At 71.5% G+C, this 20,570-nt stretch carries 19 protein-coding genes and 1 other RNA gene; 5 read left to right on the forward strand and 15 right to left on the reverse strand.

Annotated features, from left to right (window positions below; all coding sequences use genetic code 11):
- Positions 1-126 precede the first annotated feature (126 nt).
- Positions 127-762: an NAD(P)-dependent oxidoreductase gene (locus EV384_RS30255; protein ID WP_130338706.1), complete on the forward strand. Its 636-nt coding sequence runs from the start codon at positions 127-129 to the stop codon at positions 760-762.
- A gap of 11 nt (positions 763-773) precedes the next feature.
- Here EV384_RS30255 and EV384_RS30260 read toward each other — a convergent pair whose 3' ends face one another.
- The gene (locus tag EV384_RS30260; RefSeq protein ID WP_165440115.1) at positions 774-2,156 is read right to left on the reverse strand and encodes an RNA-guided endonuclease InsQ/TnpB family protein; all 1,383 of its coding nucleotides are present in this window, start codon (positions 2,154-2,156) and stop codon (positions 774-776) included.
- A gap of 159 nt (positions 2,157-2,315) precedes the next feature.
- On the opposite strand from EV384_RS30260, the gene EV384_RS30265 reads away from it, so the two are divergent.
- Entirely contained in the window at positions 2,316-3,407 is a 1,092-nt protein-coding gene (locus EV384_RS30265; RefSeq protein ID WP_130328966.1) for an IS630 family transposase, read from the forward strand.
- A gap of 443 nt (positions 3,408-3,850) precedes the next feature.
- Here the strand turns inward: EV384_RS30265 and EV384_RS30270 are convergent, their stop codons facing one another.
- The 3 genes from EV384_RS30270 to EV384_RS30280 all read right to left on the reverse strand — a co-directional run bounded on the left by EV384_RS30270 (position 3,851) and on the right by EV384_RS30280 (position 7,345).
- Entirely contained in the window at positions 3,851-4,924 is a 1,074-nt protein-coding gene (locus tag EV384_RS30270) for an aldo/keto reductase (protein ID WP_130338710.1), read from the reverse strand.
- An 89-nt stretch (positions 4,925-5,013) separates the two neighbouring features.
- Entirely contained in the window at positions 5,014-6,000 is a 987-nt protein-coding gene (locus EV384_RS30275) for a zinc-dependent alcohol dehydrogenase family protein (RefSeq protein ID WP_130338712.1), read from the reverse strand.
- Between the two features lie 139 nt (positions 6,001-6,139).
- Positions 6,140-7,345, reverse strand: coding sequence for a multidrug effflux MFS transporter (locus EV384_RS30280; protein WP_130340912.1), 1,206 nt, complete (start codon positions 7,343-7,345; stop codon positions 6,140-6,142).
- 286 nt (positions 7,346-7,631) lie between these two features.
- Here EV384_RS30280 and EV384_RS30285 point away from each other — a divergent pair, with 286 nt between their 5' ends.
- Positions 7,632-8,108, forward strand: a complete 477-nt coding sequence (locus EV384_RS30285) for a MarR family winged helix-turn-helix transcriptional regulator (protein ID WP_130338714.1) — start codon at positions 7,632-7,634, stop codon at positions 8,106-8,108.
- Positions 8,109-8,518: 410 nt separating this feature from the next.
- Here EV384_RS30285 and rnpB read toward each other — a convergent pair.
- The 3 genes from rnpB to EV384_RS36560 all read right to left on the reverse strand — a co-directional run bounded on the left by rnpB (position 8,519) and on the right by EV384_RS36560 (position 10,858).
- Positions 8,519-8,931: RNase P RNA component class A (rnpB, locus tag EV384_RS30290), an RNA gene on the reverse strand.
- Between the two features lie 104 nt (positions 8,932-9,035).
- Positions 9,036-10,508 (reverse strand): hypothetical protein, encoded by a 1,473-nt coding sequence (locus EV384_RS30295; RefSeq protein WP_130338716.1) that lies wholly within the window; start codon positions 10,506-10,508, stop codon positions 9,036-9,038.
- Entirely contained in the window at positions 10,505-10,858 is a 354-nt protein-coding gene (locus EV384_RS36560) for a sigma-70 family RNA polymerase sigma factor (RefSeq protein ID WP_341273646.1), read from the reverse strand. The genes EV384_RS30295 and EV384_RS36560 overlap by 4 nt, the downstream gene beginning before the upstream one ends.
- A 157-nt stretch (positions 10,859-11,015) precedes the next feature.
- Between EV384_RS36560 and EV384_RS30305 the strand changes: the two genes are divergently transcribed.
- The gene (locus EV384_RS30305) at positions 11,016-11,777 is read left to right on the forward strand and encodes a sulfite exporter TauE/SafE family protein (protein WP_130338720.1); all 762 of its coding nucleotides are present in this window, start codon (positions 11,016-11,018) and stop codon (positions 11,775-11,777) included.
- Between the two features lie 88 nt (positions 11,778-11,865).
- Here EV384_RS30305 and EV384_RS30310 read toward each other — a convergent pair whose 3' ends face one another.
- Entirely contained in the window at positions 11,866-13,098 is a 1,233-nt protein-coding gene (locus EV384_RS30310) for an MFS transporter (RefSeq protein ID WP_130338722.1), read from the reverse strand.
- A gap of 58 nt (positions 13,099-13,156) precedes the next feature.
- Here EV384_RS30310 and EV384_RS30315 point away from each other — a divergent pair, with 58 nt between their 5' ends.
- Positions 13,157-13,636, forward strand: a complete 480-nt coding sequence (locus EV384_RS30315; RefSeq protein WP_130338724.1) for a MarR family winged helix-turn-helix transcriptional regulator — start codon at positions 13,157-13,159, stop codon at positions 13,634-13,636.
- A 50-nt stretch (positions 13,637-13,686) separates the two neighbouring features.
- Here EV384_RS30315 and mctP read toward each other — a convergent pair whose 3' ends face one another.
- The 7 genes from mctP to EV384_RS30350 form a co-directional block, all read right to left on the reverse strand.
- The gene (mctP, locus tag EV384_RS30320; protein WP_130338726.1) at positions 13,687-15,342 is read right to left on the reverse strand and encodes a monocarboxylate uptake permease MctP; all 1,656 of its coding nucleotides are present in this window, start codon (positions 15,340-15,342) and stop codon (positions 13,687-13,689) included.
- Positions 15,339-15,581, reverse strand: coding sequence for a DUF3311 domain-containing protein (locus tag EV384_RS30325; RefSeq protein WP_130338728.1), 243 nt, complete (start codon positions 15,579-15,581; stop codon positions 15,339-15,341). Before EV384_RS30325 ends, mctP begins: the two co-directional genes overlap by 4 nt.
- Before the next feature lie 151 nt (positions 15,582-15,732).
- The gene (locus EV384_RS30330) at positions 15,733-16,953 is read right to left on the reverse strand and encodes a bifunctional RNase H/acid phosphatase (protein ID WP_130338730.1); all 1,221 of its coding nucleotides are present in this window, start codon (positions 16,951-16,953) and stop codon (positions 15,733-15,735) included.
- Between the two features lie 5 nt (positions 16,954-16,958).
- Positions 16,959-17,696 carry a zinc ribbon domain-containing protein gene (locus EV384_RS30335; protein ID WP_130338732.1) on the reverse strand — a complete coding sequence of 246 codons (738 nt, stop codon included), beginning with the start codon at positions 17,694-17,696 and terminating at the stop codon, positions 16,959-16,961.
- Positions 17,693-18,559 carry a Nif3-like dinuclear metal center hexameric protein gene (locus EV384_RS30340; RefSeq protein WP_130338734.1) on the reverse strand — a complete coding sequence of 289 codons (867 nt, stop codon included), beginning with the start codon at positions 18,557-18,559 and terminating at the stop codon, positions 17,693-17,695. Before EV384_RS30340 ends, EV384_RS30335 begins: the two co-directional genes overlap by 4 nt.
- 123 nt (positions 18,560-18,682) lie before the next feature.
- Entirely contained in the window at positions 18,683-19,264 is a 582-nt protein-coding gene (locus tag EV384_RS30345; RefSeq protein ID WP_130338736.1) for a flavoprotein, read from the reverse strand.
- 16 nt (positions 19,265-19,280) lie between these two features.
- Positions 19,281-20,507 carry a helix-turn-helix domain-containing protein gene (locus tag EV384_RS30350; RefSeq protein ID WP_130338738.1) on the reverse strand — a complete coding sequence of 409 codons (1,227 nt, stop codon included), beginning with the start codon at positions 20,505-20,507 and terminating at the stop codon, positions 19,281-19,283.
- Positions 20,508-20,570: the final 63 nt, after the last annotated feature.

Here is a 20,570-nt window from a genome sequence, read left to right on the forward strand (position 1 = left end):
GCGCAAACCGCAGCAACGGCCACGGTGGGAACCGCCACCGAGCACGAACCGCAGGAAATATAACAACAGGAACCGCAACATCCGGAACTGTAATCCCAGGAACCGTAACAAACAGGAGCAACCACCATGAAGATCGTCGTCTTCGGTACCGGTTACGTCGGCGGCGCCCTGGTGAGCGAACTCGCCGGCCGCGGGCACGAGGTCACCGCCGTCTCCCGATCCGGGAAAACCGACCTGCCGGCGCAGGTCGCCGCCGTCACCGGGAGCGTCCACGACCCCGCGTTCCTCAGCTCGGTAACCGCCGGGGCGGATGCCATCGTGGCCGCCCTGCCCGCCCTCAGCCCCGAAGGCAGCCTCGGCGCGGCCGTCACCGCCCTGCTCCGGGCTGCGCAGGAAAGCGAGGCGCGGCTCGGGGTCGTCGGCGGCGCCGCGATCATCCCCACCGTGTCGGGCGGTCCCCGCCAGGCGGACACCCCCGACTTCCCCGCCCGATTCGCCCCGGTCGTCGACGCCCACCAGCAGGCGCTGGACATCCTGAACTCGGCACCTGAGAACGTCGACTGGTTCTACCTCATCCCGGCGGGGGAGTTCGGCGCCTACAACCCCGGCACCCGCACCGGGTCGTACCGCACCAGCAGCACCGCCCAGGTCACCAACGAGGAGGGCCGCTCGCTGCTCGGAGTGGCCGACTACGCGATCGCGTTCGCCGACGAACTCGAGAACCCGCGTACCCACCGCACCTGGCTCGCGATCGGCTACTAGTGCGGTGTCCACTAACGTTCACCGGGTGTGCGGTGGGTGTTGTGGATCCTCGCCTTGAAGGCGAGCGACTCCCCACCGGGTGGTGGGGCGGGCCTCCGCGGGCCAACCGATCCTCGCGCCGCCCGGGGTGGGCGGCGGGGGTCACGTCGGGATCGGCCGGCACCGGGCAGGTGCCGGCCGGCTCGACGGTGCGTGACCACCTCCGGCAGCACAACGTCTGTCGGGGTGGTGGATCCGCCGCCCGGAACACGGGTGGCGATGCTGGCGGCCGCGACCAGGTCGCGGTGCCCGGAGAATGCGCAGTGCGGGCAGGACAGGGTCCGGCCACGAGGTTTGGGAACCCGCCTGCGGCAGGCGGGGCAGGTGGAGGAGGTGCCGCGTTCGTCGACCAGGCGGACGGTGATGCCGGCGGGGGTGGCCTTGTCGGTGAGGATCTGCAGGAGCCGGCCGATCTGCCACTGCCGCAGCCGCAGGTTGTGCCGCCGCCCAGCAGGAATAGCGAGCACCCCGCGGGGGTCACCGACGTGCAGCACACCGACCCGCTGCTCCACCGCCCATGAGACGACGCTGCGGGCGGCTTCGTGCTGGGCTTGGCGGACCCTGCGCCGGTGCCGGCCCTCAACCAGGCGTGCCCGGCGGCGGTACTGCCGCCACCGCCGGGATCCCTTCTGGCCCGGCTTCGGCGCCCGGCGGGCGACGGCACGGCGGCGGGCCTTGGTGTCGGCCAGGTGCATGCGGTGTTCGGCGCGGATCGCCCGCCCCGACACCAACAGTCCCTCCCCACCGGGGCCGGCCACCGCGTACGGGTGGATGATCCCCAGATCCACCCCGGCCACCCTGCCCGGATCCGGCTCCTCGCCCGGCGGATAGACCGCCACCGGCACCTCGGCGGTCACGTCCAGGAACAAGCGGCCACCTTCACACAGCAGCGTGACCGACCGGACCTGCTCAACTGGATACGGCACCTCCCGCGCCAGACGCACCCACAACGCCGACGTGCCTTTCGCGGTCGGGATCCGCACCCGAAGTCTGTCAAGGGTGAACGTGCCGTGATACCAGCGCACCGGCACCAACCCCCGCCGACGACGCGGATACCGCGCCGACAGGTCACCGTCCTTGCGGCGTTTCGCCGCCGCGAACCACGCATCGGAGAACCGGCGCAACACCGACCGCGCACCCGTGGTGTCCAGTTCCGCGAACGTGCCCGGCCCGGATGCCGCCAACACCCGGCACAACTCCTGATAACCGGACAGGGGTACGTCCCGGCGGCGCCGCCGCCACGCGTTGACCTCCAACACGCACGCCCACACGTCACCAGCCGAGCGCAGCAGCCCGAAACAACGGCGCCGCTGGCCCGGCGTCACCCGCAACGCGACGCGGGCGGTGCGATGCACGACCCGCGCAGCGGCGGGATCCCGACGACGAGGCACAAACCGAAGCCAACCCTACCGGTACGACATTTTCCCAACCCCGACCAACCCGGCCAACGTTTTTGGACACGGCACTAGTGCGGTGCGCCAGAAATTCGCCTGATAAGTGGGTATGGTGGTGGGATGCCGAGGACTGGGCGTCCCACCCCGCCGCTGACGTTGACCGATGAAGAACGTGCGACATTGACCCGATGGTCGCGGCGGGCGAAGACGGCGCAGGTCCTCGCGATGCGCTCCCGGATCATTCTGGCCTGCGCCGATGGCGGCTCGAACACTGATGTGGCAACGGCACTGGGTGTTCATCTGTCCACGGTGGGGAAATGGCGTCGCCGATTTTTGAAGCTGCGGCTGGACGGACTGATCGACGAGCCGCGGCCGGGTCGTCCTCCGTCCATCGGTTTGGACCGGGTCGAAGAGGTCGTCGTCGCCACCTTGGAGCAGACGCCACGTAACGCCACCCACTGGTCGCGTACCTCCATGGCGGAGAAGTCCGGACTGTCGAAGTCCACCGTCGGACGGATCTGGCGGGACTTCGGCCTCAAGCCGCATCTGGCCGACACGTTCAAGCTCTCCACGGATCCGCAGTTCATCGAGAAGGTCGTCGACGTGGTCGGGCTCTACCACAACCCGCCCGAACGGGCCGTGGTGCTCTGCGTGGATGAGAAGTCGCAGATCCAGGCCCTGGACCGGTCCCAGCCGGTGCTGCCGATGATGCCCGGCATGCCCGAACGCCGCACCCACGACTACGCCCGCAACGGCATCACCAGCCTGTTCGCCGCGTTCAACATCGCCGACGGCACCGTCATCGGCGAACTGCACCGCCAGCACCGCGCGACCGAGTTCAAGAAGTTCCTGGCCACGATCGACAAAGCCGTGCCAGCCGATCTGGACGTGCACCTGGTCTGCGACAACTACGGCACCCACAAGACCCCCGCCGTGCGGGCGTGGCTGGCCCGCCATCCCCGCTTCCACATGCACTTCACACCGACCGGTTCCTCCTGGATCAACCAGGTCGAACGCTGGTTCGGCTACCTCACAGAGCAGAAGATCCGCCGCGGCGCCCACAAGAGCGTTCACAGCCTGGAAGCCGACATCCGCACCTGGATCGCAGACTGGAACACCAACCCCAGGCCCTTCACCTGGACCAAGACCGCCGAGGAGATTCTCGAATCACTCGCACGATTTTGTAGGCGGATTTCTAGCGCAGCACACTAGCCTGAGCCCTTCAGTAAGGGCGACCGCAGTTCCTCCAACCCACCGCCGCGGTAAGTCGGCCGTCTCGGCCGCGACCCAAGGTGCCCCGCGTGCGACCCGGCCACACGGCCCTCCAGATCTGGCGACGCCGACACGAACATTTTCGCAGCAGCATCTGTTGGCAACGCCATCCTGGACCGGGACGCGCACGACGGAGCGGCCTGCTGGCCGCGCGTACGGAGGCGCCTCGAGCTGACCCATGCGGATGTCCTGATCGGACAGCGTGATCCTGCTCTGCCCGCGCGGCGTGCTGGGTTGTCAGCGCTGCGTGGCGGCGGCCGTGTCGGCCAGGCGGGCGCGGAACGGTTCGGACGCGGCAGGCCCGGCGATGAGGCCGACGTCCAGTTCCGACAGCGACCGGCCGGTGCGCATTCGTAGCGCAGCGGCCGGTCCGCCGCCTGAGATCACGCCACCGGGATCGCGGGCTCGTCGATCACGCTTGCGTCACCGCCGCGGATGGGGCCCACGCTCCACGCGTTCAGCTCGTGCGGGGTGCCGAGCCTGATCGCGCTCACCTCGTCGAGCCGGGCGAACTGCGCCGGGGTCAGCGTCACGTCCAGCGCGCCCAGGTAGTCGTCGAGCTGCGCGACGCTGCGCGGGCCGATGATCGGCACGTACGCTGTGGCCGTCCGCGCGCCCTGCTGCCGCATCCAGGCGATGGCGACGTGGGAGGCCGGCACGCCGAGCTCGGCCGCGACGTCCACGACGGCGTCGACGATCGCGGTCTTCTGCGCGGTCTCCTCGAAGAACCCGACGGCCTTGAGGGCGCTGATCCGGCCGGTGGCGCCCTGACGGTACTTGCCGGTCAGCAGACCGCCGCCGAGCGGGCTCCACAGCGTCGCGCCCAGGCCAAGCGCCTGCGCCATTGGCAGCAGCTCCCGCTCGGCGGTGCGTTCGACCAGGCTGTACTCGACCTGGATACCGGCGACCGGGGACCAGCCGCGCAGCTCGGCGATGGCCGCGGCGCGCGACACCCGCCAGGCCGGGAAGTTCGACAGCCCGAAATAGCGGATCTTTCCGGCGCTGACCAGGTCGTCCAGGCCGCGCAGGATCTCCTCCATCGGGGTCAGGCCGTCAGGGGCGTGCACCCAGTACATGTCCAGGTGATCGGTGTTCAGGCGGCGCAGGGTGGCCTCGAGGGCCTGGAACATGTACCGGCGGCTGTTGCCGGTGTTGGAGACGGTCTGCGGTCCGACGCCGTTCATGCTGTACTTGCCCGTCAGCACGAACTGGTCCCGGTCGGCGCCCAGGAACTCGCCGAGCAGCTGCTCGGATTCGCCGGCCTGGTAGTTCTCGGCGGTGTCGATGAGCGTGCCGCCGGCTTCGGCGAACCGGTCGAAGATCTTGCGGGCCTCGGCGGGCTCGGAACCGGGGCCCCAACCGCCACCGGCACGCCAGCCGGTGCCGAAATTGGCGGTGCCGAGGCCGTACTCGGACACGCGCAGGCCGTTGTTGCGCCCGAAGGTGGTGTATCGCATGGGTGGACATCTCCCTAAGACGAGTAAGACAAGTAACTTGCGTTGGGTAAGCGTGGACGCGGTTCTTGGCACCCGTAAGGTGTGTCGGGTCAGCGGGGGACGGTCACGACGATCTTGCCGACCTGGGATCCTGACTCGAGACGACGGTGGGCCTCGACGATGTCTTCCAGCGGGAAGGTGGTGTCGATGACCGGCCGCAGGACCTCGCGGGCGACACCGTCGAGAATCCAGTCAACGGCGACCTTGCGGCGTTCGAGGTCAGTGGTGAGCTCGAAGACTTTGTAGCCGCGGATGGTCAGGCTCTTGCTGATCAACTCGAGCGCGGGCACGGTCGCGGCCTCGGTGCTCAGCGCACCGTAGACGATCACGGTCCCGCCGGGCGCGGCGGCGCCGAGCAGACGCGTCAGCGCCGGTCCCCCCACCGGGTCGAAGATCACCCGCGCGCCCTTCCCGTCGGTGAGTTCGTTCACCCGGGCGACAACGTCTTCCTCGGTCGTGGCGATGACCCCCTCGGCGCCGGCGTCCAGGAGCTGCTGACGCTTGGCGCTGGTGCGGGTCAGGGCCACAGGCCGGGCCCCCACGCTGCGGGCGATCTGGATCGCGGCCAGCCCGACGCTGCTGGAGGCAGCCGGGACGAGCAGCGTGTCACCGGCCTTCAGGCCCGCGGTCTCGATCAGGGCGCCGTAGGCGGTCAGGTACTGCCCCCACAGAGCTGCGGCCTCTTCCCAGGACAGCGTGTCGGGGTGCTTGACCACCCCGGTGGCGGGCGCGATGGCCAGCTCGCCGTGGATGGGGTAGTCGGTGGCCCTGAAGCAGGGGATCAGGCTGACGGCATCCCCGACGGTGAAACCCTCGACGCCTGGGCCGATGGCGTCGACCTCACCGGAGGCCTCCCATCCGATACCGGAGGGGAGCTCCATGAGGTGGCCGCTGCGGAGCATGGCATCCGCTCGGTTCAACCCGAGAGCCCGGGTGCGGATGCGGATCTCGCCCTGGCCGGGTTCGCGGACCTCGACGTCGTCCAAGGTCAGGACCTCGGGGCCACCGGTGGCGTGAAATCGGACAATCTTGCTCATGGGAGTTGTCTTTCCTTTCAAGTCTGGACCTGATCCGGTCGTTCGTGAGGTCGGAGGGCAGAGGGGCTGCTCCGCGCGGATCGAGGGGTTGCTGTGCGCCCGGCGCGCCGGCCGTGTTCGGTCAGTGCGGGGCGAGCCCCTACGAACCCGGCTCGGCCCCGGCGAGGCCGACGCGCGGCGCGACGAGCAGCATCACGGCGGTCGCCGCGGTCATCCCGCCGGCGACCACCAGCGCCATGGCGACGCTGCTGCCGCCGAGCACGCCGACCAGGGGGGCGCCCAGCGCACCCCCGCCGAACTGGACAGCGCCGAGCAGCGCCGCGGCGGTCCCGGCCGCCTCGCCATGCCGGGTCATTGCCAGGGTCGGGGCGTTGGGGAAGGCGAGCCCGATCGCGGCGAGCACAAGGAACAGTGACACCAGCAGTGTGGCCAGGCCACCGAGGCCGGTCACGGCGAAGAACAGCACGATGAACCCGCCGGCGGTGCCGGCGATCAGGGCGGCGCGCAGGATCTGCAGCGGCGTGTACCGGCGCAGCAGTAGCACGTTGAACTGGATGGCGCCGATGAGTCCGGCCACACTGGCCGCAAAAACAAGGCCGAACTCCTGCTCGTCGAGACCGTACTGCTGTTGCAGGACGAAGGACGAGCCCGCCACGTAGGCGAACTGGGCGGCGGAGTACAGCCCGACGACGAGTACCAGAGCGACGAAGGCACGGTCGCGGAACAGCCGGCGGTACCAGTGCACAGTCGCCGCCGCACCGCCTCGGTGACGGCGGCGCGGCGGGAGGGTTTCCGGAAGGCCGAAGAGCGCAACTGCGATCAGCAGTACGCCCAGCACCGTCAGCGTCACGAACACGCCCTGCCAGTCGGTCCAGCGCAGCACCGCGCTGCCCAGGGTCGGTGCGAGAATCGGTGCCGCGCCAGTGACGAGCATCAGTCGCGAGAAAATGCGGGCGAAGGCGGATCCGCTGAACAGGTCCCGCACGACTGCAGTGGCGATCACCGTGGCGGCCGCCACGCCGAGCCCCTGCAGCACGCGCAGCACGTCGAGTACGGCGATGGTGGGCGCGAACACGCACAGTATCGACGCGGCCACGTGCAGGACCAGCCCGGCCAGCAGCGGGCGGCGGCGGCCTGCCGCATCGGACAGCGGCCCGACGAACAGCTGCCCGACGGCCAATCCGAGCAGCGTCCCAGTGAGCGTGAGCTGCACCGCCGTCGGGGTGGTCGCGAGTGCGGCCGTCACGGCGGGCAGCGCGGGCAGGTACATGTCGACGGTCAACGGACCGATCGCGATGAAGGCACCGAGCATGAGCACCAGCCACGCCCGCTGGCGGCCGGTCATCAGGTCACCCGGCAGCACCGGTTCGGCGCCGTCGGTGGTCACGGCGTCGCTCATGAGACCTCCCTCCAGAAGAGTTCGAAATCCGTATCCGTGCGCTGCACGGCGATGCCGCGTACCCAGCGCGCCGCCGCGCAGCCGTTCCAACCCGCGCGAGTGCTGCCGATGATGGTCCTGATCTTTTGTCATTGCGTTTCCCTGTTGCTTGACGGCACCCGGTCGATATCCTTGCTTGGTCAAGCAACTATCGGTTGCGATGCTTCCTTCGTCAAGCAACTATGCTGGGAGGATGTCCATCGTCACACCCGGCCGGACACCGGCCCCAGAAGGGCTACAAACCCTCAATCGGGACGAAGAAGCACTCGTCCGGAGCCTCACCCGCGCCATGTACGCGCTGCCCCGTGCCATCGACGCAGACATGGTCCGCGAGCAGCGGCTCTCCCTCACCGAATACACGGCGCTGATGCACCTGTCCGAGGCCCCCGACCGGCAGATGCGAATGAACGAACTCGCCGCCGCCTGCGAGATGTCCTTCAGCGGCATGACCCGCGTGGCACAACGCCTGGAGAGCGAAGGGCTGATCCGGCGAGTCAGATCCACGCATGACGCGCGGGGCTGCAACGCCGTCCTTACCGATGCCGGTTTCGCCCGTCTTGAGGCTGCGTGGCCGACCAACCTCGCCGCCGTTCGCCGGCACCTTCTCGACCACGTGACAGGGATCGACCTCGCCCAACTCGCCAGGGCCATGCAGAACGTGGCCTCGTGAACGGAACGTGCGCTCGTCGGCGGCGCGCCATGGGTGTACGTCATCGAGATCGCCGCCGGAGCGTCGGGAACGGCGAGTCACGCCGTCCGGCTGTAGAGCGCCTGACCGTAGCCGTCGCGCGGGTCGGGCATGCGGCAGGCGATATGCCACACCTGCTCCGGTTTCACGACCGGACGCTTCGGGGCCATGCCTTTGTGCAGCCGGAGCCTTCCGGTGGGCTGGACTGATGGCCGCGCTGGACCGTGCTCGGATTGCGAGCGCCGCAGCCAGGGTGATTCCGCCGACGATGAATATGGCGGCGGCCGTCCCGGTGATGACGCGGATGTCGGCATAACCGGCACTAATGCCCATAGACAGCCTGGAATACAACGAGGTCGCAGCCTTGATCGAGGCTGCGACCTTGTAGGCGACGGACGAGTCGACCTGTACGCCGGATTCTGTGACCGACGCCGTCCCGGAGGACGTCGTCGGCGGCGGCCATCCATCTCGGCCTGCCGTCGCCGGCAGGCTCCAGCGGCCTACCCGCAGACATCGGACGGGCAGCCCTCAAGCGTCTGCGCGGACCGTCATCTTGCGGTGACGACCCTTTCTTGGCCTTGCTCCGGGTGGGGTTTACCTAGCCATCCCGGTCACCCGGGATGCTGGTGGGCTCTTACCCCACCGTTTCACCCTTACCGTCCCGTTTAGGGCCGGCGGTCTGTTTTCTGTGGCACTGTCCCGCGGGTCACCCCGGGTTGCCGTTAGCAACCACCCTGCCCTGTGGAGTCCGGACGTTCCTCGGCGACGGGCCGGAGCCCGTCGACGCGACCGCCCGGTCGACTCGTCCGTCGCGCTCTCATCCTAACGACGCGACGGCCTCGCTCATTTCCGACCCGGACACGTGTGGACGGCGGGGACGGCGGCGACCCGCCCGTCCCCGCCGCCGGATCACCAGTCCGATACCAGCCCTTCGCCGAAGAGGCGCCCACCCCGTTCCGGCTCGCGTACCTGGATCGACGCGAGGACTCGGCCGGCGGCGTCCAGCGCACGCACGTCCGCGGGCTCCCCGAGCGGCAGGGCGACCACCGCCGCGCCGTTGGTCACCGGCGCGGAGGAGCGCACCGTGCCGGGTCCGACCACCTCCACCCGCGCCGCATCCTCCTCCTCGGGTACGACCAGAAGCTGGTCGGTGAGGGCCGCGTGCCCGCCCACCCGGGTCGGCACCCTGACCGCGATCAGGTCCGGAGAGCTGCCGACGACCGTGCTCACCAGCGCCCAGTCGGTCCGGCTGGCCGCTCGGGTCTCCGTGTCGTCGGGTCGGGCGCCATCCGGCGCGGCCAGCGCCACGAGGGCGTCGTAGCTCGCCCCGACCTGCAGGACGGCCGGGCCGGTGCCCGAGGCCGGACCGACGAGCGCCGCCCCGGTGCCGTCCCCGCCGGGGACGCGGCCGCGCCAACGCCGCACCGGCCCGGGATCGCCCGACAGGCCGGTGGTCTCGACCAGCAACCCCCAGGAGCTCATGGCCGCCTCCTCGGCCTGCCTGATCTCGGCGCCGACCGTCAGCGGTCCGCCGGCGCCCGCGCTCGGGTCCGACGCCGGGGCGGAGTCTCGGCCGCTGATCTCACCGGTCCCGAAGCCCACGGGGCCCTGCTCGCGGATCCTGCCGTCGCACTCGACCCGCCACCAGCCACGGATCCGTTGCCCGTCGAGGAGCAGATAGCCGGGCGTCGGGGTGGGGCGCCAGGTACGGCGCACCGTACCCTCCGGGCTCACCGTCGCCGATCCGGCGGACGAGACGGCGCAGCCGGCCGGCGCGAGACCCAGCAGCCACCGGGGCGTGTCCCCCTTCCCCTCGACAGCGCCGCCGATCACGGTGAACGGCGAGATCCGCACGTTGCTGATACCGCCGGTGCGTACCAGGTCCCGGGGCGAGGAGCCGGCCGCACCCGTCGTCGCCACCAGGGCCGCGGAGGTGTCGGAGTGGTAGGCCACCACGACCTGGCGTGCCCCGAACGAGTCGTCGGCGAAGAGCACCTTGACCGTCGGCAGCGCGGACCCCATGCCCGCCTCGTCGCGGTCCCGGTCGAAGACGCTGGTCAGCTCGTCGACCAACCGCCCGTCGGTGGCCAGGCTGCCCCTCGTGGGCGAGTCGATGAGCCGCCACACCCAGTCGTCGGTGACCGGATAGCCGGACCCCCGCTCGGGGTCGCGGAACAGGTCGCCGAGACCGCCCGCCCTCAGGCCGAGGGCGGGGGCGAAGACCACGGTGGCGAGCAGGCCGGCGAGCAGGGCAACGGCCCCGGACCACCGGTTCCGCCGACGGCGGCGGGCGTGCCTCATGAGCCGTCCGTACGGGTCGTCGTCCAGGACCACCGACGCGGCGACCCGGGCCAGACCGGCACGCAGTTCGTCCACACTCATGCCCGTTCCCCGATCACTCTGCCGGTCGGCGTCGACCGGCCGGTCGACGCCGACGCCGACGCCAACACGTTCCGCAGCCGGGCGAGGCCCCGCGCCGCCTGGCTCTTCACCGTCCCGACCGAACACGCCATCACCGCCGCCACCTCGGCTTCCGGCAGGTCCTCCCAGTAGCGCAGCACCAGCACGGTGCGCATCCGGACCGGCAGCCGGTCCAGCGCGGTCAACAGCTCGTCCCGGACGACGACGCCGTCGGTGGTGTCGGGCCCGGCCGGGTCCGGGACGGCCGAGGTGAGCAGCTCCCGCAGACCGATCCGGCGCCAGCGGCTGGTAGCGGACCTCGACGAACTCACGGAACTCCGGGTCATCCACCCGTCGACCCCCCGTTGTGACCGCGCACGTCCCACTCCCCTCGTCGACCCTGTCGCCGGGAACGACGCGGCAGGGTGGCGAAAGGTTGAGTCCCGCGCCCGGGCGGCGCGGACGGGAGCGTACTAGCCTCTGGGGATCATGGACCTCTCCGACGCCGCGCTCCTGCTCGCCGCCGGTCTCGCCGCGGGCACGATGAACGCGGTGGCCGGGGGCGGTTCCCTCATCACCTTCCCGGCGTTGATCGCGGTCGGGCTGCCGCCGGTGCCGGCGAACGTCAGCAACTCGGTCTCGGTCTTCCCGGGGTACGTCGCGAGCGTCGCGGGCAGCCGGACGGACCTGCCGCCCGGGCGGAGGTTGTGGACGCTGCTGCCCACCGCCGTGCTCGGCACGGTCGTCGGCTGCGTGCTGCTGCTGGCCACCCCGGCGCGGGCCTTCGAGCTGGTGGTGCCGTTCCTGGTGCTGGGCGCGACCGCCGTGCTGGCCTTCCAGGATCCGCTGCGCCGGCTGGTCGGTCACCCGGCCGACCTCAGCCCGCGCCGCCGTACCGTCACGGTGCAGGCGATGGTCGCGCTGGGCACCGTGTACGGCGGTTATTTCGGCGCGGCGCTCGGGGTGATGCTGGTCGCCGGTCTGGCCCTGGTGCTGGACGCCACGCTGGCCCGGGTGTCGGCGATCAAGAATCTGCTCTCCGCGGTGGTGGGGCTGACCACGCTGGTCGTCTTCGCGCTCTTCGGCCCGGTCAACTGGGCGGCCGTCGCGGTGGTCGCGCCGGCGACGCTGGTCGGCGGGTACGCGGGCGCCCGGCTGGTCCGCCGGCTGCCGCCGGTGTTGCTGAAGACCATGATCGTGGTCTTCGGCACGACGATCGGCCTCTACCTGCTCTGGCGCGCGCTGCGCTGAGACCCCGCCGTGTGGCGGACCCCGGACGCCGAACCGCCCCGACGCGACGCGGCGCCGGGGCGGTTCGACCAGGGGCGGAGGGGAAAGCTCAGTACGCCTCGCCGACCGGCTCCTCGGGGGCGTGCTCGGCGTCGCGGGCGGCGGAGTTCCAGCGGGACCAGAGCACCCGCTCGCCGTAGCCGGCCGCCATCACGTGCGCGAAGGCCAGGTAGACCAGCACGCCGACGGCGAGCACCCCGAAGCCGACCCAGAACGGCAGCGCCAGCCCGTGCTCGGCGAGCTTGCCGGAGATGATCGGGGCGGGCGCGGCGGCGCCCCAGCGGACCAGGTTGAACGCGCCGGTGGCCACCCGGCGGTCGCTGGAGCCGAGGCCGAGCGCCAGGTCGGTGAGGTTGGCGTTGGCCAGGCCCATGCAGAGGCCGGCGAGCACGAGCACCACCAGCGACTCGGTGGTGGAGCCCGAGGTGGCGAAGAGCGCCATGCAGACCAGCAGGCCGGCGATGGCCACGCCGACGGTCTGCACCGCGCCGATCCGGTGGGCGAGCGGGTGCCCGATCACCAGGATGCCGGCGGCCAGGCCGAGGCCCCACGCGGTGAACGCCAGCCCCAGCGGCACCACGTCGAGGTGCAGGAAGAGCGGGGTGTAGCCGAGCACCACGAAGAAGACGAAGTTGTACGCGGCGGTGATCACGCAGAGCGTGACGAACGCCGGCTTGCGGTAGGTGGCGAAGATCTGGCCGACGCGGACGGGCGCCTGCCGGTTGGTCGGCTCGCGCAGCTTGCGGGACGCGACGGCCAGCGCGAGGACCATGAAGACGCCGCAGACGAAGAACGGCAGCCGCCAGCTCACGTGGCCCAGCAGCCCGCCGATCAGCGGGCCGACGGCGAAGCCGAGACCGAGCGCGGTCTCGAAGAGGCCGACCACCCACTCCCGGTCGACGGCGAGGTTGACCAGCACCACCATCGCGGTGGCGAAGAACATCGCGTTGCCCAGCCCCCAGACGCCGCGCAGCACGGAGAGCTGCACGATGTTGTCGCTGAACGAGGCGAGGATCGCGGCGGCGCCGACCACCGAGACACCGGTGATCAGCACGGGTTTGAAGCCGAAGCGACCGCTGGCCAGGGTCGCCGGGATCATGCCGACCGCCATCACCGCGATGTACGCGGTGAAGAGCAGCTCGACCTGCCAGGCGGTGACCCCGATCGCCTCGCCGATGGCGGGCAGGATCGGGTCCACCACGGCGATGCCGGCGATGGCGAGGAAGGCCACCAGGGTGGTGGCGTAGATGGCACTGCGGTTGGGTTCGGATCGCCGATCCACTCCGCGCCTCCAGACAGATAGCTGTATCGTACAGGTAATTCCGTTGTATCATACAGCTATGAGGAACGACCGCACGACGGGAACGGGTCCGGACGAGGTCACCCTGGGTCGGATCGAGACCGAGGTGGCGCTACTGATGCGCCTCGGCGAGGCCACCCGGCGGGGCACCGGCACCATGGAGCACCGGCTGCTGGACCGGGCGGCGTACGTGATCCTGCGGCACCTGGACAGCGCGGGCCCGCAGAACGTCTCGGCGCTCGCCGCGAAGCTGAACCTGGACGGCTCGACGGTCACCCGGCAGGTCTCCGCGATGCAGCGGGACGGCCTGATCGCCCGTACCCCGGACCCGGCCGACGGGCGCGGCACGGTGATCTCCCCCACCCCCGCCGGCCTCCAGCGGATGGCCGCCGTCCAGGCGGCCCGCACCCGCCTCTACGGCGACATCCTCGCCGCCTGGTCCCCCGACGACCGGGACAGCCTCGCGGAGCTGCTGCACCGGCTCAACCAGGCCCTGGAATCCCGCTCCCGCCCCCGCTGACGGGTGCAAAGGGGCCCCCGGCTCAACAGCCGGGGGCCCATTCGCTCACCTCAGGCGACCGGCTCCCGGGCGGAGTCGGCGTCCCGCTCGGCGCCGGGGACGACGCGAGGGTCGCCCTCGTCGGCGAAGTAGTCGTCCGGCGTGGTGTGGTCCACCCCGTCGGCGACCTTCGCGGCCCGCAGGACCAGGGTCAGCAGCGCGGCGACCGCCAGGTTGACCAGCACGGCCACGATGCCCACGTAGATCGTCTTCTTGGTGTCGAAGCCGAATTCGGACAGCGGGAAGGCCGAGCCGGCGAAGTGCTTCTTTCCGGTCGTCGGATTCGCGACCTGGTAGAGCATCCACATGCCCATCGCCATGCCGGCCGCCCAGCCCGCGATCAACGCGGTGCGGTGGAACCAGCGGGTGTAGAGGCCCAGCGCCACCGCCGGCAGCGTCTGGAGGATGATCACGCCGCCGATGAGCTGGAGGTCGATGGAGAACTGCGGGTCCAGGAAGACGATGCAGGCCACCGCGCCGACCTTCACCACCAGCGAAGTGATCTTGGAGACGTTCGCCTCCTGCGCCGGGGTGGCGTCCCGCTTCAGGTACTCCCTGTAGATGTTGCGGGTGAACAGGTTCGCCGCCGCGATCGACATGATCGCCGCCGGCACCAGCGCGCCGATGCCGATGGCCGCGTACGCGACGCCGGCGAACCAGTCCGGGAACTGCTGGTCGAACAGCAGCGGCACCACGGTGTTGCCGTCCACGCTGCCCTGGGTCGCCCCCGGCAGCGGCTTCACCCCGGCCGCGATCGCCATGTAGCCGAGCAGCGCGATCAGGCCCAGTAGCAGGCTGTACGCCGGCAGCGCGGACATGTTCCGCTTGATCACGTCGCGGTTCCGGCTCGCCAGCACGCCGGTGATGCTGTGCGGGTAGAGGAAGAGCGCCAGCGCCGAGCCGAACGCCAGGGTGATGTACTGGAGCTGGTTGTTGGCGTTGAGCAGGATTCCGTCCCCGGGGGCGGGTGACGCCTTGAACTTCGCGTCCGCCGCGTTGAAGATGTCGCCCCAGCCACCCAGCTTGTACGGCAGGTAGATGACCGCCACCAGGATCACGATGTAGATCAGCGAGTCCTTGACGAAGGCGATCAGCGCCGGGGCGCGCAGCCCGGACTGGTAGGTGTAGGCGGCCAGGATCGCGAACGCGATGATGATCGGCAGGTGCCGGGCGATCGTGCTCTCCCCGGTGACGCCCATCGTCTTGAGCACCGCCTCGATGCCGACCAGCTGCAGCGCGATGTACGGCATGGTCGCGAGGATGCCGGTGATCGCGACCAGCAGCGCCAGGATCGGCGAGTCGAACCGGTTCCGGACGAAGTCCGCCGGGGTGACGTAGCCGTGCCGGTGCGACACCGACCAGAGCCGGCAGAGCACCAGGAACACCAGCGGGTAGATCACGATCGTGTACGGCACGGCGAAGAAGCCCATCGCACCCGCGCCGAAGACCAGCGCCGGCACCGCCACGAAGGTGTACGCGGTGTAGAGGTCACCGCCGACCAGGAACCAGGTGATCCAGCCGCCGAAGTTGCGGCCGCCCAGCCCCCACTCGTCGAGGTGGGCCATGTCCCGCGGTGCCCGCCAGCGGGCGGCCACGAAGCCCATCGCGCTGACCAGCAGGAAGAGGAACGTGAAGACGATGATCTCGGTCAGGTGGTCGCGCATCACCGGTCACCCCGCTTCTTGGTCATCTGGTAGACCAGCGTGGTGGTGGCCACGCCGAGGATGATCCAGGCCAGCTGCAGCCAGTAGAACCGCGGGAAGCCGAACAGCCGGGGTGAGTCGGCGTTGAAGAAGGCCGGGATCAGCGGCACCACGATCGGTATGAAAAGCAACCAGTTCCAGGGACTGTGGTCCTTCGCCCTGGATCGCGCCGAGGTCGGCGCCTCCGGTTCGGGTGCTGCCATGTGACACACCTCCGGGAAAGTCGTAACTAGCCATGTGACGGCCGGAGGCTACGACCCGGTGAGCGCAGTCACGATCAGCGGTGCGACGGCGATGCGCCGAACGGCGTTCCGGCTGCGCCGAGCGGTGCCGGTCACCGCCCGGCGACCCTCGTCAGAAACCGGTGAGGTGGGCGGTGTCGTTGACCGAACGGACCGCGACGCCGCCGTCCGGGTACAGGTCGAGCAGCGAGATGCCGGCGGTGTCCAGGTACAGCCGGTGCAGGAAGGCGTCACCGGCCGCGAGGGCGTCACGCAGCACCAGCTTGATCGGCGAGACGTGCGAGACCACCACCACGGTCTCCCCCGGGTACGCCGCGCGCAGCCGGTCGACCGCCCGGCTGGTCCGCTCGGCGACGGCGACGAACGACTCCCCCTCCGGCGGGGCGACCCGGGTCGAGGCGAGCCAGGCGTCCAGCTCGCCCGCCCAGCCCTCACGCACCTCGGCGAAGGTGCACCCCTCCCAGGCCCCGAAGTCGCACTCGATCAGGTCGTCCTCGGGGCGTACCGGCGGGTTGCCGACGACCGCGGCGATCGCCTCGGCGGTGGCCGTACAGCGGGACAGCGGCGAGCTGACCACCGCCGCGACGGACGGGGCGAGCGCGGCCACCCGGGCGGCCGTGGCCCGGGCCTGGGCCCGGCCACGGTCGGTCAGCGGCACGTCGCCGCGGCCCGAGTAGCGCTTCTGCACGGTCCGCTCGGTCTCGCCGTGCCGGACCAGGACCAGCCGGGTGGCCGTCTCGGTGGGGCGCGGCTCCCAGGAGGCGGGGATGGTGGCCGGGTCGGTGCCGGTGGCGCGGTCGGTGGCCGCCCGGGCGGCCACCTCGCGGGCGGCCGCGCGGGCCGCCGAGTCGGGGGCGGCCACCTCGCGCGGCGGCTCCACGATCCGGGGCGGCGCGACGGCGGCCCGGCTCGGGGCCTTCCCGGCGGCGACGTCCATCGCGGCGTTGGCGAGGGCGTCGGCGTGCTTGTTGCGCTCCCGCGGAACCCAGCTGAACCGCACGCTGGCGAACCGGCCGACGAGGCCGGCGGCCTGCGCGGCGAGCGGTCGCAGGCCCGGGTGCTTGATCTGCCAGCGGCCGCACATCTGCTCGACCACCAGCTTGGAGTCCATCCGCGCCTCGACCTCGGCCGCGCCCAGCTCGGCGGCGGCCTCCAGCCCGGCGATCAGGCCGCGGTACTCCGCGACGTTGTTGGTGGCGGTGCCGATCGACTCGGAGCGCTCGGCGAGCACCTCGCCGGTCTCCGGGTCACGGACCACCGCGCCGTACCCGGCGGGACCGGGGTTGCCCCGGGACCCGCCGTCGGCCTCCACGACGACCGCGCGCACCGCCACGGCGACTACAGGCCCGACTCGTTGGTACGCACCATGATCCGCCGGCACTCCTCGCAGCGGACCACCTCGTCCGGGGCCGCCTTGCGGATCCGGGCCAATTCGGCGCCGGAGAGCTCCAGCCGGCACCCGCCGCAGCGGCCCGCGGTGAGCAGCGCCGCGCCCAGCCCGGTGTCCTCGCGGATCTTGTCGTAGAGGCCGATCAGGTCGGCCGGGAGGTCACCGACGAGCGGCTGGCGGGCGGAGCGCTTGAACTCCTCCTCCTTGGCGATCTCGGCGAGGCTGTCGTCGCGGCGCTGCTCCGTGGCGGCGCGCCGGTCCCGGGCCTCGGCCATCCGCCGCTCGATGCCGTCGAGCACCCCCTGCGCGGTCTCCCGCTGCTCCATCAGCTCCAGCTCGGCGTCCTCCAGGTCGCTCTGCCGGCGGTTCAGCGAGACCAGCTCGTGCTGGAGCGCCTCCAGCTCCCGGGCCGGGCCGCTGCCGGCGGCGAGCCGGGTCTCGTCCTTGCTCTTGCGCGCCCGCACCTGCTCGACGTCCTTCTCCAGCCGGGCGATGTCCCGGTCCAGGTCGTCGACGGCCACCTGGGCGCGGACCCGCTCGTCCTCCAGGGCGGAGAGCTCCCGCGCGAGGGCCTCCAGCTCGGCCCGCTCCGGCAGCGACCGGCGGCGGTGGGCGAGCTGGGCGAGGGCGGTGTCGATCGCCTGGAGGTCGAGCAGGCGGCGCTGCACCTTCGGGTCAGCCTTCACGGGCGGGGCTCCTTGTCGTCCGGACGGGGTGCGGCGGCGTGCACGGTCCACGGGTCGGTGTCCAGGTCGGACACCACGGTCTCGACGCCCAGCGCGGCCCGCAGGTGGGCGGCCAGATCGTCCAACCAGGGTCGTTCGGTCGCCCAGTGGGCGGCGTCCAGCAGGGCGGGGCCGCCGGCGGCGAGGTGCTCACCGGTGGGGTGGTGGCGCAGGTCGGCGGTGAGGAACGCGTCCACCCCGGCGGCGGACGCCTCGGCGAGGAAGCTGTCCCCGGAGCCACCGCTGACGGCGAGGGTACGAACCATACGCCCGGGATCCCCGGCGGCGCGAACTCCCCAGGCGGTGACGGGGAGCACGGCGGCGGCGTGCCGGGTCAGCTCGGCGAGGGTCATCGGGGCGGGCAGCTCACCGATGCGACCGATGCCCCGCCCCGGGCCGTCGGCCGGGGAGCCGGGGCGCGGCCGGTGCAGCGGGCGCAGCCCGGTCAGCCCGAACCGGGCCGCCAGGGCGTCGGAGACGCCGGGATCGGCCACGTCGGCGTTGGTGTGCGCCACGTACAGCGCCACGTCCGCCTTGATCAGCCGGTGGACGATCCGCCCCTTGTACGTGGTCGCGGCGACCGAGGAGACCCCGCGCAGCAGCAGCGGATGGTGGGCGACGATCATGTCGGCCCCGGCGGCGAGCGCCTCCTCCACCGTCTCGGGCACCACGTCCACCACGCAGGCGACCCGGCGTACCCCGGTGGCGGGCTCGCCGAGGACCAGGCCGACCCGGTCCCACTCCTCCGCCCAGGCGGGCGGGTAGCGGCCGTCCAGCACGGCCACCACGTCGGCCACCGTGGGCGCGGATCCGGTTGTGCTCACGGCCGGCCAGCTTACCGGCGCGGGCGGTGACATACGCCCTCTACCGCCGGGACGCGCCCCGCGCAGGACCCGGCGCCGCGCCGGCGGACCCCGGCGGACGACCGCGCGGCCATCCGGCCCGGCTCAGGCGACCGGGGCGACCGGGCGCCGCACGCCACGCAGCGCCGCCAGGCCGACCCCCCACGGGAAGGCGTCCTGGTGGCGCTCGCCGGTGCCCGGCGGGTGCAGCGGGACGACGTGGTCGCCGAAGACCACCGCCACCCCCCACTCCCGCAGCCGGCCCAGGCTGGCCCGGAACGCCGGGTGCGCGGCCATCGCCGTGTTCGTGTACGGCACCGCGGCGATCGGCAGGCCGAGCCCCTGGCCCTCGATCAGCAGCCCGAGCGCCAGGGTGTCGGCGATCCCGACCGCCCACTTGTTGACCGTGTTGACCGTCGCCGGGCAGACCAGCATCGCGTCCGCCGGCGGCAGCACGTCGGGGTCGCCCGGGTTCTTGTACCGGGTGCGGACCGGATGGCCGGTCTGCCGGGCCAGCGCGGTCCGGTCGACGAACTTCGCGCCGTCCGGCGTGGTGATCACACAGACGTCCCACCCGTCCTGCTGGGCCAGCTCGACCAGCCGGCCCACCTGCCGAGCCAGCGGCGAACCGCAGGCGATGACGTAGAGCACCTCGCGGCGCGCGTCACTGATGCGCGGACCGTTCATCCGACCGGCACCAGGCTCATACTCCGACTCCCATGTGCGCAGCCAACTCCGCAATCGGCGGAGGCGGCGCACCCCGTGTGCGACGGAGCACGTCCGCCATCACCTCGTGGGCGATCGGCCGGCAGCGGATCTCGGACGGCGCCAGCCGGTCGCCGCGCAGCAGCATCTCGCCCGCGTTCGCCACGTCGCCGATCTGCGCGTAGCCCCGGGCGATGTCGAGCAGGTGGTGCGCCCGCCGCTCCGGCAGCAGCGCGTTGAACGCCGGCTCGGCGATGGCGTGGTGGATCTCCACCGCCCGCCCGCCGTCGCCCAGCTCCACGGCGGCGGCGGCCCGGTGCAGCTCCAGGTTGGTCGGGCCGAACGAGGTCCAGTAGTGGTTCTGGTCGCCGCCGAGCAGCGTCGCCGCCTCCTGCGCCCCGGTGAGCAGGTCGTCCACGGTGGCGGAGTCGCCGATCCGGGCGGCGGCCATCGCGCCCTGGAGCAGCAGCATGCCGTAGACGGAGAGGCGGCCCGGGGAGGCGTCGTTGCCGCCGCCCGGGGCGAGCCGGTTGGCGATGTTGACGTTGAGTTCGAGCGCCGGCCGGGCCCGGCCCATGGCGACCAGCGCGTTGCAGACCCGGGTGGTGGCGATGCCGGCCAGCAGCGGGTCGTCGGCCCGCTGGGCGACCGCCATCGAGCGGTCCGCGGCCAGCCAGGCCAGGTCGCACTCGCCGAGCTTGCGCAGCACCGAGGAGGCGATCTGGTAGACCTGCCCGAGCAGGTGGGCCGACTCCCGGGCCTGGTCGCCGCCGTAGCCGGCGTCCGCCGCCTGGGCGTCGCGCAGCAGCTTCGGCAGGGCGCGGGTGAGCATCCCGTACCGGCCGTACTGGTAGGTGAGCCAGGCGTGGTTGACCGCCTTGCGCATGTCGGCCAGCGGCGGCGGGTACGGCGCGGCGTCGAAGTAGGCGCTCATCGAGTCGTACCGCTCCAGCGCGGCCCGGATCTCCTCGACCTCGACCTGGTCGATGCAGTTCAACGCGTCGGTACGTCGCTCCGGGTCCTTGCCGAGCAGCAGTTGGACGTCGACCTGGAGGATGTCGGCGATCTCGTAGAGGACGGAGAACTTGTCCAGCCGCCGGACGCCGCGCTCGACCTTGTCCACCCAGCTCTTGGACTTGCCCAGCCGGTCGGCGAAGACCTGCTGGGACATCTTGCGCCGGCCCCGCCAGTATGCCACCCGACGGCCTATCGGCAACTCATCCATCTCCCATCCCTCCCCCTGCCCGCGTCCGGCCGACGTTCGGGGCCCTGCTGCCGTCCACGACCC

It is taken from the genome of Micromonospora kangleipakensis, from assembly GCF_004217615.1.
GTDB lineage: Bacteria > Actinomycetota > Actinomycetes > Mycobacteriales > Micromonosporaceae > Micromonospora > Micromonospora kangleipakensis.

Bases quoted from the DNA above. Each gene is read 5' to 3' on its own strand.
- EV384_RS30275 (WP_130338712.1), bottom strand. From the start codon at position 6,000: ATGAGCAAGATTGTCCGATTTCACGCCACCGGTGGCCCCGAGGTCCTG.
- EV384_RS30295 (WP_130338716.1), bottom strand. From the start codon at position 10,508: ATGAGTGTGGACGAACTGCGTGCCGGTCTGGCCCGGGTCGCCGCGTCG.
- EV384_RS30305 (WP_130338720.1), top strand. From the start codon at position 11,016: ATGGACCTCTCCGACGCCGCGCTCCTGCTCGCCGCCGGTCTCGCCGCG.
- EV384_RS30270 (WP_130338710.1), bottom strand. From the start codon at position 4,924: ATGCGATACACCACCTTCGGGCGCAACAACGGCCTGCGCGTGTCCGAG.
- EV384_RS30350 (WP_130338738.1), bottom strand. From the start codon at position 20,507: ATGGATGAGTTGCCGATAGGCCGTCGGGTGGCATACTGGCGGGGCCGG.
- EV384_RS30325 (WP_130338728.1), bottom strand. From the start codon at position 15,581: ATGGCAGCACCCGAACCGGAGGCGCCGACCTCGGCGCGATCCAGGGCG.
- EV384_RS30345 (WP_130338736.1), bottom strand. From the start codon at position 19,264: ATGAACGGTCCGCGCATCAGTGACGCGCGCCGCGAGGTGCTCTACGTC.
- EV384_RS30285 (WP_130338714.1), top strand. From the start codon at position 7,632: ATGTCCATCGTCACACCCGGCCGGACACCGGCCCCAGAAGGGCTACAA.
- EV384_RS30315 (WP_130338724.1), top strand. From the start codon at position 13,157: ATGAGGAACGACCGCACGACGGGAACGGGTCCGGACGAGGTCACCCTG.
- EV384_RS30255 (WP_130338706.1), top strand. From the start codon at position 127: ATGAAGATCGTCGTCTTCGGTACCGGTTACGTCGGCGGCGCCCTGGTG.
- EV384_RS30265 (WP_130328966.1), top strand. From the start codon at position 2,316: ATGCCGAGGACTGGGCGTCCCACCCCGCCGCTGACGTTGACCGATGAA.
- EV384_RS30280 (WP_130340912.1), bottom strand. From the start codon at position 7,345: ATGACCGGCCGCCAGCGGGCGTGGCTGGTGCTCATGCTCGGTGCCTTC.